This window comes from Amycolatopsis sp. CFH S0740 (assembly GCF_004522315.1).
Taxonomy (GTDB): Bacteria; Actinomycetota; Actinomycetes; order Mycobacteriales; family Pseudonocardiaceae; genus Amycolatopsis; species Amycolatopsis nivea.
Genome location: NZ_SDLS01000012.1, coordinates 106,822 through 121,862, shown reverse-complemented (window position 1 = coordinate 121,862; position 15,041 = coordinate 106,822). Strand labels below are relative to the sequence as shown.

At 67.4% G+C, this 15,041-nt stretch carries 8 protein-coding genes; 4 read left to right on the top strand and 4 right to left on the bottom strand.

The window, feature by feature from the left end; translation table 11 throughout:
• Nucleotides 1-25: 25 nt before the first annotated feature.
• From EIZ45_RS21460 to EIZ45_RS21445, 4 genes are read left to right on the top strand one after another with little or no spacing between them, the layout of a single operon-like run.
• Nucleotides 26-2,998 (top strand): lantibiotic dehydratase, encoded by a 2,973-nt coding sequence (locus EIZ45_RS21460; RefSeq protein ID WP_134666146.1) that lies wholly within the window; start codon nt 26-28, stop codon nt 2,996-2,998.
• On the top strand, nt 2,995-4,086 hold the full coding sequence (locus EIZ45_RS21455; RefSeq protein WP_167756514.1) for a lanthionine synthetase C family protein: 1,092 nt from the start codon (nt 2,995-2,997) through the stop codon (nt 4,084-4,086). Before EIZ45_RS21460 ends, EIZ45_RS21455 begins: the two co-directional genes overlap by 4 nt.
• A 9-nt stretch (nt 4,087-4,095) precedes the next feature.
• A complete protein-coding gene (gene fxlM / locus EIZ45_RS21450) occupies nt 4,096-5,322 on the top strand; it encodes a methyltransferase, FxLD system (protein ID WP_134666148.1) in 1,227 nt (408 codons plus the stop codon).
• Nucleotides 5,323-5,344: 22 nt separating this feature from the next.
• On the top strand, nt 5,345-5,797 hold the full coding sequence (locus tag EIZ45_RS21445) for a hypothetical protein (protein ID WP_134666150.1): 453 nt from the start codon (nt 5,345-5,347) through the stop codon (nt 5,795-5,797).
• Here EIZ45_RS21445 and EIZ45_RS21440 read toward each other — a convergent pair.
• The 4 genes from EIZ45_RS21440 to EIZ45_RS21425 are packed head-to-tail and all read right to left on the bottom strand — an operon-like array spanning nt 5,794 to nt 14,681.
• Nucleotides 5,794-8,586 (bottom strand): pPIWI_RE module domain-containing protein, encoded by a 2,793-nt coding sequence (locus EIZ45_RS21440; RefSeq protein ID WP_134666152.1) that lies wholly within the window; start codon nt 8,584-8,586, stop codon nt 5,794-5,796. The two genes, EIZ45_RS21445 and EIZ45_RS21440, sit on opposite strands and share 4 nt — an antisense overlap.
• 24 nt (nt 8,587-8,610) lie before the next feature.
• Nucleotides 8,611-12,057, bottom strand: coding sequence for a signal recognition particle (locus EIZ45_RS21435; protein WP_134666154.1), 3,447 nt, complete (start codon nt 12,055-12,057; stop codon nt 8,611-8,613).
• Nucleotides 12,050-13,222, bottom strand: coding sequence for an HU-CCDC81 and SPOR domain-containing protein (locus EIZ45_RS21430; RefSeq protein WP_134666156.1), 1,173 nt, complete (start codon nt 13,220-13,222; stop codon nt 12,050-12,052). Before EIZ45_RS21430 ends, EIZ45_RS21435 begins: the two co-directional genes overlap by 8 nt.
• On the bottom strand, nt 13,191-14,681 hold the full coding sequence (locus tag EIZ45_RS21425; protein WP_167756513.1) for a PD-(D/E)XK nuclease family protein: 1,491 nt from the start codon (nt 14,679-14,681) through the stop codon (nt 13,191-13,193). Before EIZ45_RS21425 ends, EIZ45_RS21430 begins: the two co-directional genes overlap by 32 nt.
• Nucleotides 14,682-15,041: the final 360 nt, after the last annotated feature.

The following is a 15,041-nucleotide window of genomic DNA, read 5'->3' as shown; positions in this document are numbered from 1 at the left end:
TGATTGATCCTTGGAGGTGCAGGCGATGCCCACGGTGGCCTACCGCCATTGCGGTACCGGGCTGCTGCGCGCGTCGGCGCAGCGCCTCGCTCCGTCGAGGTGGCCGGTGTTGTCCAACGACCTCGATTGCCGGGCGTGGCTCGATGAGGTCTGGCCGACGGTGGCCGCGGCGGTGACCCACGCCAGCCCGGCGCTCGCCTCTGGTGTCCAGGAGATTCTGCGGGGGCATCGGCGCTCGACGCGAGAGGTGCGGCGGACGACGGAGGCGCTGCTGCGGTACGTGCTGCGATTCGGCCGCTCCACCCCGTTCGGCCTGTTCGCCGGAGTCGCGCCGGTCACCATCGGTGACAGCACGGAGGTGCGCGTCGGCGTCAGGCATCGCGTGGTGGCGCGCCCCGACAACCGTTGGCTGCGGCAGGTGATCCAGCGTTTGGAGGCGTGCCCGGAGCTGCTGGCGCGGCTGAAGGTGGTGTTCCACGACGCCGTCGAAGAGTGCGGCGACCGACTCGCACTCGCCGAAGCGGAAGTAGTGAGCATCCGAAACACCTCTGCAGTCGCCTCCGTGCGCCGCCTCGCGGCCACCCCGGCCCGGTTTCCGGTATTAGTCGAGGCGCTTTCGGCCGAGTACCCAGCGGCCGGTGACCCCACCAAGATGCTGTTGTCCTTAGTGGAGCGCCGCTTTCTGGTGACCAGCCTGCGAGCGCCAGGAACGGTCAGTGACCCGTTGGGTTACCTTGCCGATTCCTTGCAGGAACTCGATTTTGAGGACGTGCCGGTCGCCGCGTTGGCGGCCGAGGTGATCGAGATCCGCAACGCGCTCGACGTGCTCAACAGGAATTCTCACGAGCAGGAGCGGGCGCGGCTGGCCGACCGAATGAATGCGCTCGTTCCAGCGCGCCGCGGGCCGTTTTCACTCGATCTTCGGCTCGATGCCGACCTCCGCCTGCCGCAGCGGGTGGTGCGGGAGATCGAACGCACCGCGGGGGTGCTGGCGCGGCTGGTGCGCGAGCACACCGGAAGCCGGGCTTTTCGGGATTACTTCACCGCGTTCTGCGACCGGTACGGCACCGGAACCCTCGTCCCGTTCCGCACGGTGGTGGATTCCGCGGCGGGGCTGGGGTGGCCGCGCGATTACCCGTCGAGCCCAGCGGCCAGCGGGCGGCACGTGTTCTCCGAACGCGACCGCCTGCTGCTGTCCTGGATCACGGAGGCGACAGCCCGGGGCGAGCGCGAAGTCGAGCTGGACGACGCCGCGGTGGAGGCGCTGGCTGCCGCGGGTGGTGACCCGGACGCGGTTCCGCCGCACGTCGACCTCGGTGCGCGCATCCACGCCGTCAGCGTGGCCGCGTTGGAGCGCGGTGAGTACCGGTTCACCGTGGCGCCCGGCCGGGTCGCGGGCACGCTGTCGGCGCGGTTGAGCCCGCTGGTGCCCGAGGCCGGGCTGGCGGCGGTGTTCTCCGGGCTGCCGACGACCGCCGAGGGCGCGCTCGCTGTGCAGATGTCGTTCACGCCGCCGTACCCGAGTGCGGAGAACGTCGCCCGCCTGCCGCGGTTCACACCGGAAGTCGTCTCTGTGGGCGAACACCACCGGGACTCCGAGGGCTTGATCGGGGTGGACGATCTGGCGATCACGGCGACCCGCCGCCGCCTGCACCTGGTCAGTCTGTCCCGTCGCCAGGTGATCGAGCCGATGGTGCTGCACGCGCTCGCGGTGAAGCAGCAGCCGCCGCTGGCGCGGCTGCTCGGGGAACTGTCCCGGGCGCTGGACAGCGGCTGGATCGGCTTCGACTGGGGGCCGACCGCGGCGGAGTTGCCGTTTCGGCCGCGGCTGCGTTACCGGCGCGCCATCCTGTCTCCGGCCCGCTGGCGGCTCGCCCGCGAAGCCCTGCCCGCCGACCCGGCAGGCTGGAGCGACGCACTGGAGCGGTGGTGTGCGACGTGGCGCTGCCCGGACCGCGTCGAGCTGCGCGACTTCGACCAGCAGCTCCCACTGAACCTGACGGTGCCCGCGCACCGCGAGGTGCTCTTCCACCACCTGGGCCAGCACGACGAAGCCGTCCTGATCGAGGCGCCCGAACTGGATGCCGATGGCTGGCTCGACGGTCGCCCGCACCTCGTCGTGCTGCCGCTGATCTCCCGGAAGGCGCCCGAGCCCGCCCCGCGCGTGCAGTCCCTTCCGGTTCTCGGCAGCGAGCACGGGCATCCGCCTGCTTCGCCCCGGTCGACCTGGCTGTACGCGAAGCTATACCTGGCTGAGTACCGGATGGACCCCCTGCTGGTGAACGAGCTGCCGAAGCTGCTGGCCGAGCTGGGCGAGCGGGACTGGTGGTTCGTGCGCTACCCGCAAGCCCGGGAAGGCGACGAACCCGACCATCTGCGCCTGCGCGTCCGCACCGATGGCGACGCTGACAAGATCCTGGCCGCGGTCACAACGTGGGTCGATCGGCTGCGCACCAACGGGCTGCTCAGCCGATGGGGCTTCGACACCTACTACCCGGAGACCGGTCGCTACCGGGCCATCGAGGAGGCCGAGACCGTGTTCGCCACCGACTCCCGCTACGTCCTCGCCCAGCTCACCCACCAGACCGCTGGGGAGCCGTCGCCGGTGGCGGCCACCGGCCTGTCGCTGTTCGATCTCGCCGCCGCGTTCCTCGGCGACCACCAGCACGCCGCCGACTGGCTGCCCCAGCAGGCACCCGCGGCCGTGCCCGACCGCGGCGACGTCGACCAGGTGACCCGCCTGGTCCGCAACCGGGCATGGCCGGACACCGCGGCACCGGCCGAGGTCACCGCGGCGCTGGACGCTCGCGCGGAGGCGGTACGCCGGTACCGGCACGCGCTGCCCGTCGACGCCGATCTTGACGCCTGCCTCCATGCTCTGCTGCACATGCACCACAACCGCGCCCTCGGCGTCAACCGGGCCCGGGAAGCCATCTGCTTGCGGCTAGCGCGCCAAGCCGCAGCAACCTGGCGCAGCACCTCCGGGAGGCAGCCGTGACCGCGCAATCGCTGGCCGACGGCCCCGCCGGACAGGCGCTGCTGGCTCTGGAACGCGGCCAGGACGCCCATCGTTGGTTGGCCGCCCTGGTGGCCGAACCGGTGATGGCCCACCCCGAGGAAGCGAGCTTGTTCGAAGGCGCACCCGCGGTCGCGTTCGCCCTCGTCGCCACCGACCAACATCGGGCGCTGACCGTGCTCGATGACCACGTCGAGAAGATCACCTGGTCCCGGCTGGAGGCCGCCTACCAGCGCATGGGCCGCGGCGAACTGGCCGACAAACGCGAGTTCGACCTCATCGGCGGCCTGACCGGTCTGGGCGCCTACCTGCTGCGGCGCGGCACCGCCGACGAGCTGCTGCGCGAAGTGCTGCGCTACCTGGTGGGCCTGACCCAGCCGCACCCGGACGGGCGGCCCGGCTGGTGGGCCGCCCACGGCCCCACCGGTCCCGGCCCGGCCTGGCAGATGGGGCACGGCAACCTGGGCATGGCCCACGGCATCGCCGGGCCGCTGACGCTGCTCTCGCTCGCGCTGCGCCGCGGCATCGTCGTGTCCGGGCAGACCGCGGCCATCGACCGGATCTGCCGGTGGCTGGACCGCTGGCGCTGCGGCGTGCCGCCGCGGGCGTGGTGGCCCGAGGCCATCAGCCAGGCCGACCACGCGCGCGGCACCGTGCACGAGCCCGGCCCGTCGAGGCCGAGCTGGTGCTACGGCACGCCCGGCATCGCCCGCGCGCAACAAGTCGCCGGCCTCGTACTCGGCGACCGCGCCCGGCGACGGTGCGCCGAGAACATCCTGGCTTGGTGCCTGGGCGACGAGCAGCAGCTCGCCCGGCTCGGTGACGTGTCGCTGTGTCACGGCTGGGCCGGGGTTGTGCACACTGCGTGGCGAGCCAGCCGTCACAACGACCAGCTCGCCGCCACGCTCCCGAGCCTGCTCGATGGTCTCGCCGTCAACCTGGCACGCCAGCCTCCGGGCGGGCGTGGGCTGCTCACCGGCACCGCGGGGGTCATGCTGGCTCAGCGCTGCGCCCGCACGAACACACCACCGGTCACGCAGTGGGACGCCTGCCTGCTGCTCAACGAATGAAAGGACGCGATGAACAACACCACCGACACCACCGCCAGCTCACCGGAGGCCCTGCGCGAGACCATGCTCGCCAAGGTGCGGGGGAAGGGCTACGCGAAGCGCCCCGAGGTGGCGCGGGTGCTGCGCGAGGTGCCGCGGCACGAGTTCGTGCCCGAAGCCGACCTGGACGCCGCGCACAACCCCTGGCAGGCGGTGATCACCCACCGCTTCGCCGACGGCACCTCACTATCCTGCGCCTCCGCACCGTTCGTCGTCGCGATGATGCTCGACCAGCTCGCTGTCGAACCTGGCAACAAGATCCTCGAGATCGGTGCCGGAACGGGATACAACGCCAGCTTGCTGGCCGAGCTGACCGGCAACGAGGCGAACGTCGTCACCATCGACATCGATCCCGACGTGACCGAGCAGGCCACGCGCAACCTGGCCGCCGCCGGTTACCGCGGCGTGCACGTGGTCACCGGCGACGGCGCGCTCGGTGTCCCCGAGCACGGCCCGTACGACCGGCTGATCGCCACCGTCTCCCCGTGGGACATTCCCTCGGCCTGGTGGCGGCAACTCGCCCCCGGCGCTCGCGTGGTGCTGCCGCTGCGGTGGCGCGGCCAGGCCCGCTCTGTCGCATTCACCTACCGCGACGGGCGGCTGATCTCCGACTCGATCGAACTGTGCGGCTTCGTCTACCTCGTCGGCGAGGACGAAGGCGAACAGTCCGCGCCGATCACCCATGACGAGACCATCCTGCTGCACTTCGACCGCGACCAGCCCTTCGACCTCAACGCCCTGCACGGAGTGCTCGATCGGCCGCGTGCCAGCGAATGGTCCGGGGTCACCGTCGCGGGTGACGAGCCCCACGACGGGGTGTGGCTGCGGCTGACCGTCACCGACCCACGGGTGTGCCGCCTCAATGTCCCCGCCGACATCAAGCCCGCGGTCTGCGACCCGATCTCACCCGGTCGCACACCCGCGCTGGTAGAAGGCAGCTCGCTGGCCTACCTCACTTCCCGCCGCCGCGAGGACGGCGGCACCACCAGCTGGGAGCTGGGGGCCACGGGGCACGGCCCCGCCGCGACCGAACTCGTCCGCCACCTCTGCGACGAGATCCGCGCCTGGTCGGTGCACCGCGACGAACGCAAGCCCACCCTCGTCGCCTACCCCGCCGACACCCCCGACAGCGAACTACCCGGACCGGTGATCGACAAGACCCACAGCAGGTTCGTCCTCACCTACGAAACCGAGTAACCATCTCGGCGGGGAGCAGATGATGACCAGGAAGCCCGAACCGCTGACCGAACAGGCAGTCGATGCCTTCGAAACCGAGTTAATCCAGGCGTTCCGTCGTGCCGTCCGCACCCGGGATCTGCGACCGGTCATCGAACTCGCCGACTTCCTGGTCGTCAGCGGAGCCACCGTGCGCTCCCGCGGTGGTTTGCTCGGGCTCTTCTGGTTTCAAACCTCAATGCTTGACAAATTCCGGGTAGACCGGCGTTCGGCGAGCAGCTACGGGATGCTCGGTCTCCAGCTCGTGGACGAAGGTTGGTGCACCGACGCAGACATGGAGACCGGCATCTCCGAGTATCTCTTCCGCCTGGGCCTGCGCAAGGGCTCCCTGCCCGACGCACTCTATGATCTCATGCTCGAAACGGGGAAACATCGCAAGTACTTTCAGCAAGCGATCCACGCGGCGAATATCACGAGGGAAGAAAACAAAAACTAGCCTTCCGTGCGCGCGTTATCAATCCCTGCAGTTGAGCCTGTCTGGTCGAGTTGGAAGTCGGGAGCGTCGTCGGGTTCGTCCTCGTGCGGCAAGCCGTACTGGGTGGTGAGTTCGGCGACGTGCTGGATGAGCGGAAGAGCGAGCGCATCGCGGTAATCTTCAGCGAACCGCTGTTGATGAAGGAACATCGCCCAATGCTCAGCCACGACAGCATCAGAGAACCCAATCATGGAAATTTCCAGAAGTTCCGGATTCCAGGCGTTTTTATCTGGGCGAATTTCTTCCTTCCCTTTCGCGTTGATGCGATGGGTCAGTTTGGTCGACTCAACAGAGAGCGTGTGCGTCCCGGTTTTGTCGCTCGTACTGTAGAAGACGCAACTATTCTCGTCGATGTTTGTCGATTTCCACAGCCCCTTGCTGATACCGCCTGATTTGTCATTCTTTGGCGCCCACCATTGCGGGGTTTCGTCACGGTCGTTGGTGGCGATACGTGCGATGTAGAGGTTCTGGCCAAAGAGTCGGATGCGTTGGGCTGGACCATTGCCGAGCTTGATGCGGTCGGCGATGAGGCCGCTGTTGGTCAACCAGGGCCACCGGTTGCGGGTGTTCTGGGCGTGCGTGATGACGAGGGTGGGAGTGCCTCGCATGGTGTAGAGCGTGTTCTGGACGAAGGCGGCGACGGCCTTCGTCTGCTGGTCAGCGGTGGAGAGGTCTTGGGGGCGCACCTGGCCGGTGAGTGCGATGAGTAGCTGGGGGTAGGGCACCCACTCGGTCATCTCAGGAGTCCGGCCGAGGATGCACTTCTGTCCGGGACGGATAAGGACCGCGACCGGCGTGAATTGAGGCCGATTTGTCTCACCGGTGGCCTGACGTTTGACGATCCAGAACGCGAGCTGGTTGAGGCCATCGGGGATCTTGTCACCCAGCGTGTGTTCGGGCACGAGACGCATACCCAGCTGGCGTAGCCCGTCTGCCCATGCTGCAGCGACACGAAAGTCCGAATCGTCATCAGGATCGTTCGGATCTCCGGGGACGAAGAATTGACTGACCATGCCGGCGTCGGCGCAGCCAAGCCGGACGGCGAACTTCGGGTCCGTTGTTCGCGGCTTGAACTTGTCGCGCCCGTCGAGCTCAACAAAGGTGATGACGGTAGCCTCGCCCAGCTCGGCGGCAAAGTTGCGCAGGCGGGAGGCGACAGCGGAGCGGCGCTGGCCGATCGCGTCGATGTGTTCTTGGCCTTTCCGTGGCGCTCGTTCGCTGTCGCCCAGCGGGGCTCCCAGGGCACCGAGTTCGCGGGCGTGAATGCGCACCCGAAGGTCGGGTGTATTCCAGCTCCACACTTCCGGCCCAGCCTCCTCTCGGTAGTCAGCGAGCCCGAGGCTGGCTTCCGCGGCGTTGATGAGCTGTTGCCGCATGTGGCTGGACTGGTACAGCAGGACAGCGGTGAGATCCCGGCCATTGAGGGCGAGGGACACATACTCGCGACGGCGGACGGAATTGTCGAGGTCAATGAGCTTATTCTTGGTGACCGCCTCGTCGATCTCTTCTTGCGTCGCGTCCTTCTTGGGAACAGGAACTTTCGACGTGAGGAGCTTTGCCGGATTTTGTTTGACGGTGCTACGAGCCAGTACCGGTGCCGGGATGAGCTCCGGTGCGAGCGCACCGGCAGCCCATTCGGTGAGGCGCCTTCGCTCGGCGGGCATGAGCCCGGCACCAACACCGTGCCATCCCATCATCGTGTGATAGCTGGCCGCGCCCTCGATTCCGTCTCGTTCATCGATCCAGGTATCGGGCTCCTTGGCGAAGACGTCCGCGGCGGGGAGGTTGTCGATGGCACCAACGCGGGCAAGCATGCCCTCCGGCCCCCCTTGCGCCCACTCAATTTGGCGGGTACGAGGGTTCCAAGCAAACTGGGCAACGGCGAACCGGCCGGGCTGCTGGCCGTCTTTGATGAATGGTTCCTTCGTGCGCAGGTAGGCGGACACCCGTTGCGTCCCAGACATCGACACCTGGCCGGAAACCCATCGGCGGATCCGGGTGCTCACGTAGATGCGCGGGATCAGCGAAAACGGCACGGTGCGCAGCGAGACGCTGATCACCGCGGAGTACCGCCAGTCTCGATGACTGCCGTAGCGATTGCGGGCGTCCTTGTCGTTGACCTTGGTGGTGTGTTTCAGCGGCGGCCAAGACATCAGTTCCGCACCGTTCGCGCGGGCGTCCACGGCGACTCGGTGAAACCGCACATGTTCGCCGCAGAATTCGTACGCCGACTGGGCGGCAATGCGGTCGGCCAAGATTTCCGGCAGGACGCGGTAGAGCCGTGAGGCCGGGACACAGGTGCCGCCCAGCGAGAGTTCGTGCTCAAGCAGGTCCACAGTGTCCGACTGCCATCGTAAGGAATCCACGTCGAGCACGCGCGCGGTCTCCCGAAACCGTTGGAAGCCCTCAGCGGTGGGTTGCAGGCTGCGCAGCCAGGCGTGCACCAGCCGGGCGAGCACACGGGGCGGGTATTCGGTCCGGCTGTAGAGCCAGGGCTGGGCGGCGTCGAACGAGGCGTTGGCGTCGACGGTGACCAGGTCCGGCGCGACGGTGCGGATCAACGAGTTCAGCGACTTAATCGGCACTTCTTTGATCTTGGCCTGTGCTCCCTCGGATTTGCCGAATTTGTACAGATCAAGGACGGGTTCGCGCCACGCCGTGGGGAAAGCCAGCGTGTGCAGATCGAGCTCGTACGGCCCGTTGTCCGGGTTGGGGACGAGCGCGGCGGGTTGAATTTCGTCGAAGGCCATAGGATTCCCTGTCGTTGTAGCAAGTCAGTCGAGGTCGCCGAGCGCCTGGTAGAGCGGCTCGTACAGCGCTTGCACGAGTGACCGGTCGAGTGGGGCGGTCGCCGGGTCGTCGGTGAAGTACGGGTCGAGGACGGCGCGCATGCTGGCCAGCAGGCTGGTGTCGGGGGTGTCGACGGCGTGGAATCCGGCCTGGCGTGGCGCGAAGGCCGCGTCGACGCAGACCACTCGCGCGGGAACGCCGCCACGGACGAGCCGACCGATCACCTGCCACATGACGACCAGCTGGTCCCAGGTGAAGCTGATCTTCTCGGTCTGGGTCAGGCTGCTCCACGCCACTTGACGGGTCAGAAACCGATTCCACTCCTGGCGTGCTCGCCTGCGGAAGGCCAGTGCGGCCTGGTCGGGTGTGCCCTCGGCGAGGGCATCGGTGTGGAATGTGCGTGCTGGGTTGCGGATCTGCCGTACGGCCCAGTCGTTGATCGCGTGGATTGCCAGCGCGATGTCGTCCGGTCGAGGGTGTGGCCGGGCGAGGAAGTAGACGCTGCCGATGGCGGCCTTTCCTCCGGGCAGGACGATGTTATGGCCGCGCTCGACCGCCAGAAGCGGTGCCACGAGAATTTCACTGCCGATGTCGGGAAACTTGGTCAGCTCGCCGCGGCGCAGCACCATCCAGCTGTTATCGAGATCGGCGTCATCGGAGACAAGCTGCGTGACCCGGCCACTCCATTCCGGGATGCTGTCGAGATGCCGCGCGGCGTGCTTCGCCTCGGCATAGCTGCCAACGAGAAGCAGGATCCGACGCCGCTCCGGGTCGTCGATGTCGGCCAGTTCCGCGTCGAGCATGCTCGGGGCGTCGCCCAAGCTGCGGTCCGGGACTGCCAGTTGATTGAGCATCTGCTCCAAAACCTTCTCGCGATCGTCCGAACCGCTCCCGGACAGCCTGAGCGGCTTCGGCGGCGACGTGCCGGGCCAGTACAGGAACTGAGTCCGCATCGTGGTGTCCAAGATCGCGGCGACCTCGTCATCCTGCGGACGCAGGACGGCGTCGACCGGGGCGTGAACGTGGTAGCGGGTGGATGTGCCAGCCCAACTGGTAGCCGACATCAGCAGCACGTTCGGGCCGGGCCGATCATCCACTATAGGCAGGTCGGGCAAGCCGAGCAGCAGCTCGCGGCCGACCCCGCTGCAACGGAAGAACCGCAACTCGCCGCTCTGGTCACCGTCGCTGGTTCGTTCGCCGAGCTGGAACTGGAAACCGAGGACGTTGCCCATCGGCGACTCCGGGATGACCGGCTCATAGTCCTTAGGCGGACGGCGCGAGAGCACGTTGGACGTCGCTTCCAGGTTGAGCGCGGCCTCCACCCGCGCCCACAGGATCGTCATCCGATCCAGCCGATGGTGCAGTGCCGCCAGGATGAGGGTGAGTTCGAAGCGTTTGGCGTGGGTTTCCAGGTCGTCCGCGATAGCGGCGTCGTGCTCGACAAGGTCGAGCAGCACGTCCCGCAGCCGCTGCCGGATCAATGAGTCGCGGTGAGCGTGTAGCAGCTGCAAAGTCAGATGAACCAGGGTGTTCGCCGCAGGCGTGACTCGATCGGCTAGGTCCCGCGGTGCCCTTTCCTCCAGCGGGTCGTCGCGGAACTGGTCAAGGACGGCCTCGACATGATCCATACGCGCCTGCCGCTGCGCACGGTCCGGTGCCGCGGAACCTGCCGTGGCTGCATTGTCGTCGTGCCCGGTCAGATCGGGAAACCAGGACCGGATCAGCCACTGGTGCAGCGTCATCGCGCTGAAGTAGTCCGCGGTGATCCAGCTGCGCAGCGGTGGAGTGCCTATAAGCAGGGCGTAGAGACGGTCGGTGGCTGCCGACACGGTGTCGACGGCGCCTGTCCAGTCATCCACGTCCTGGGCCGACAGCTGCAGCCGTCCTCGGCGAGCTAGCTCCGCCACCTTGTGGCCGGCGACTTCGTCCAGCCAAGAGTTCGGCGACCGTCCCGCTAGCGTGGTGGCAGGAGCGAAGGCGCGGTCGAGCTGCATCTGGACGCGGTCGGCCTCGTCCACGATGACGAGGTCACTCAGACGGCACGCCGCCTCCAGCTGGCGAAGACGTTGGGTTTGCAATGTCGGGGGGACGCCGCTGTGAACAAGGCTGGCCGGGGTGGCAACCCAGATCTGAGCGTCGACCAGGCTGCGGGCACCGTGGTGGCGGGGACACACGGTCCACAGAGGGCAGCCGTGTCGCTTCCGGCGCCCGGTTCGGGGCGAACGGGCTGCGTCGTTGCCGCCGCTGGTGGCGAGGAAGTCGTCGTTCGCGGCGGGATCGGGGCGCTGGACGGGGTAGAGCGCGTTGCAGGGCGCCTCGGCAATCCTCAGGGGCTGGCGTGCTTCCAGGCCGCGTAGTGCGTCTAGCGGGCAGGCGCTGCTGAGGTAGTCGAAGCTGGGATGGTCGTGACCGAGCATGGTTTCGGCTCCGGCTGAGGCCATGCGGCGGTGCAACCGTTCGAGGTTGCGCTCACGCGTCGAGTGGCCCAGGACCGGGGCGGCGTCGACGCCGAGGCGAGTGAACTGGTTGACGATGGCGAGGGTTTCGGCGACGTCGCCAACGACGATCGTGATGCGCCGTCCGGTTTCGGTGGCGGCCCAGAAGGCGAGGATGTCACGCAGCGTCGATTTCCCGGCACCCACCATGCCGACCAGGTTCATCAGCCGATCGACCCGCAGGCGCTCATCTTCGGGCTCGACGAATTCGCCGCGGGCGTCGTCGCGGATCAGCAGCTGCACGCGTCCCAGTCGGTGCGTCCAGTGGTTGGGCTTACCGGGCAGGTTCTGTTCGATCGCGTCCATTTTGGCCGCAGCGTCTTCCAGCTGTGCCCATGTGACCTCCACTGGCGTTCCTCCGCAGGGAGGTAGACCGTCGAGGTCGTGCCCGATCGGTCCAGGGAGGTCGGCGAGAAGCTCCGGAGGGAAGGTGACCGAGTAGCGCCGGTCGCGAACGTAGAATTCGTACTCGCCCGGCTCCGCGAGTGGGAGCGGCTGGCGGGCGAAGGCAGGCGGTGTGGTAAGCAGCGCTTCATACACGTCGAACCTGTCCGCCGCGCGGCTCGGCTCACGTGGTTCTGGTGTGCTGTCGATGCCGGTAAGGCGGTAGCCGCGTATCTCCTCGGGAACACGCAGATACGCCTCGACGGCGCGGAGCCATTCCCGGCGGCGGCGCATGTCCCACAGGTAGTGTCGGCCGCGCATCACCCGCAGGTGTGTGTCGGCCGCCTGCGCCCCGAACACCTCGCTGTAGGGGTACCCGCCGAACAGCGTCCAGGCATCCTGCGCCGTGTGTCCCGGCGTCGCCGAGCAGAGCAGGTAGAGCCCAAGCTCAACGTCGAGCATCTGCCCCGGCCGGAAATCCGCGAGGGTCTCCGGCCAAACCGGGGTGAGCTGGCCCAGCAAGCGGGCATGCCATCCACTTCGTTCACGCATTGGCTGCCCCCTCAATCTCAGCGGTGACCTTGCTGCGGCGGACGCGACGAAGCTCTCGATCCACCCGGGCCAAGAGCTCGCGATCGGAGATCAGGTCGAGCTGGCCGGCCAGCTCGTCGGGACGGTGGTGGGCGAACACCCGACCGTAGTCCTCGCGCTCATCGAATCGGTACTGCGGCGCGACTAGGAAACCCTCGTCGTACGGCGGGTCGCGCCGCAACGGGGCCGCGCCGCGGCCAAGCAACGCGGGATTGGCCCGGTCTTTCACGTCGATCGCCCATACGCGCCCGCGCGGAAGGGTGATGCGCAGGTCGTACGCATCGAAGTTGGGCCACATCTGCGGGCGGAGCCCACGCTCGAGCAGCGCGGCTTCGAGATCGGTCTCCGCCAGGCCGGGGCCGGTGATGAACATCCGCATCGGCCGGTTCAGCTGGTACACGCCGCCGCCCCGGCGCACCTCGACCCTCTTGCCGACCCGGGGATGCTGATCGCGTCGGCATCGGTCCAGCTCGCAGACGTAGCGATCCCGGCCGATCGGCACCAGCAGACACCCGCACCGCGCGCACACCGCGTACGCACCGTCGCGCAGGTAGGACGCTGGCGCGGGCTCGTAGCAGCGCTTGATCACATCGTGCAGCAGCTCCAGGTCGAGATCGTCGGCGAGCGCGGCGCGTTCGGCATCGGTCAGCACCGGTTGCCGGATCAGCAGGCGGCGGAAGGCGGTGTAGGAGTCCGGGGCATTCGCGGCCCGGCATTCGGCAATAGCCGACAGCATCAGCCGATTCTCGACCTGTTCGGCGGCGACGTCGCGCGCCACGACCCGCCACTCCCAGCACTGCTGGGTTGGGGTGTGTGTCTGGCCGTCGACCAGCGAGGCCGCGCCGCTGTCGAACTCGTCCGGCAACGTCCACGGCCAGGTGTCATCGCCGATCGGGTGCTCAGCTGCCCACCGCACCATCTCCGGCACGCTGGCTGGCGGTGTGTGTCCTTTCCGCAGGCAGAGCAACACGAGCTGGTTGTACGTGTTCTGCACCGTGGCGTCGTAGACGGGATCCTGCGGACCTTGTTGTTGCGAGAGCCGCACGATGGCGCTGGCCACCATCCTCAGCAGGGTCTCGCCCTCAAAAACGGATTCAGCTCTCGGCTGTTGTTGCTGACGCGGCACCGGCGTGGTGATCCTTCCCGTTCCCGTCCGGGCCGGGATAGCTCGGACACCACAGTGATACCGGACACCCCCGACAGTTTCGGCCCGGTCGCGCCTCGAACGTGTCGTCCGCGCGCCACGATGTAGCCCACTCGCGCAGCACCGCACGGGCCGTCTCGATACGTTCTTCGTCAGTGGGGTCGACCAGCACAATCTCCGCGCCCGTCGGTCGCAAGATCTCAAGTTCGACGCGGCCTGCGGCGCCAGGGCCAAGCCCGCCAGCGGCCAGCACCACCACACCGAGCGCAAGCTGCGGGAATTCCCGCAGCGGATCGGCGAAGGACCGCGTCGCCTTTTGGGTCGTCTTGAGTTCGCGCCAGACCCACTGCCCTGCTTCCCTATACACCAGATCAGGTTTTGCCAGGACAATGGCGCGCGCCGTCGTGTCAGCGAAGGTCAATCGCGGCTCGACTCTCACGGCGTCGATCTCCGGCGCCTCGTGAAACGGGCAGACCTCGACATGATGGGCCAACATATGTACGCCCGCGTCCGCCAAGTCGCCAAAGACCTGCCACTTTCCGGCAGACCAACCCGACCCAAGCGCCGGTAGGGCCCCTGGACTGCACGCAGTCGTCTGAGTTTCATGGGCCGCTTCGAGCCATGCATGCACCGCCTGGCCCAGCTCAGCCTCAGCGCTGTACTCGTAGGCGCGCGGCAAATGCACCGAGCGCAGGTACGCCTGCGCCGGGCACTGACGGTAGTACCGAAGAGCACTGATCGACACCGTCCGTAATGGCCCTTGTGACGAGTTAAGTCCGAGCAGTCCAGGAGTACGGACCGGCCCGTCGCACACCGCGACTCGCTTGCAACGGGCACAGCCGAAGCCCGGAACTGCGTTACCGCCCGCAGCGATCGTGCCGATCTGGCGCCGACCGTGCTCAGCGAAGTACTGCTCGGCTTCGTCCGTCGCGCCGTCGAAACGCGACTCCACCGAGCCGTCAACTAGCCGTACGTCGACAACCCGCACACGTTCCGCGCCTGTTTGGCCGCCCGGTCGAAAGGGTGCCGACCACGGATCCGGCCATGCTGCCGGTGCGCCGAACGCAGCGACGTAGGCAGCGATCGCGACTTCAGTAGGGTCCCGCTCATCCGTCAAATCTTGCTCATCGTCCGGGTCCTGTTCGCGAGAATCTACCTTGCCCAGCCGGAGGAAACGGAACTCCCGCAGTCGGCCATCCACCGACTCGTAACGGCGGCCCCACGCGTATAGCTCCCACACCATCGACTCGGTGAGCCGCTGCGCCACCCACCATTCGCGCACCGGTCTCATCTCGACGTCACCTCGTTGATGCGCTGTGAGATACATGCGTGTCGCATGTTCGGCGTACCTCTTCACGCCGGGATGCGTCGGTTTGCCCTCGAATTGGATCTCCAAGATGGCCTGATCAGGTGGCGAAGCATCAAACTCGATCTTGTCCAACGCCGCCATCACCGGGCGCAGGACGAAGTCGTCTAAACGCTCGTATGGGAAGCGGCTAACAGAGAGTGACCGCGGCCGAGACTTCCACCCCAAAGACGACGGACACGTCCACCCGCCCGCACGACCCGCGCCCGCTCCGACACGAACAAGATCGACCACCGGCAGCGCATCCTTCTGTTGCGCTCGTTCGCCACTCACTCACTGCCCCTGGTCGGGGCGGGAGAAGGCAGGTCAAGATCGATAATGAACACGACATCACATCGTATCGATGCGATGACCACTCGTGAGCCGTAACCCCTCGGACCACTCGATTGGCCCAGACCGGAGCGCTGCTCTGATGGGCCTTGCCCATCAGCTCGG

Excerpts from the sequence above, each read along its gene's own strand:
- EIZ45_RS21460 (WP_134666146.1), top strand. The coding sequence starts at position 26 with ATGCCCACGGTGGCCTACCGCCATTGCGGTACCGGGCTGCTGCGCGCG.
- fxlM (WP_134666148.1), top strand. The coding sequence starts at position 4,096 with ATGAACAACACCACCGACACCACCGCCAGCTCACCGGAGGCCCTGCGC.
- EIZ45_RS21445 (WP_134666150.1), top strand. The coding sequence starts at position 5,345 with ATGACCAGGAAGCCCGAACCGCTGACCGAACAGGCAGTCGATGCCTTC.
- EIZ45_RS21440 (WP_134666152.1), bottom strand. The coding sequence starts at position 8,586 with ATGGCCTTCGACGAAATTCAACCCGCCGCGCTCGTCCCCAACCCGGAC.
- EIZ45_RS21435 (WP_134666154.1), bottom strand. The coding sequence starts at position 12,057 with ATGCGTGAACGAAGTGGATGGCATGCCCGCTTGCTGGGCCAGCTCACC.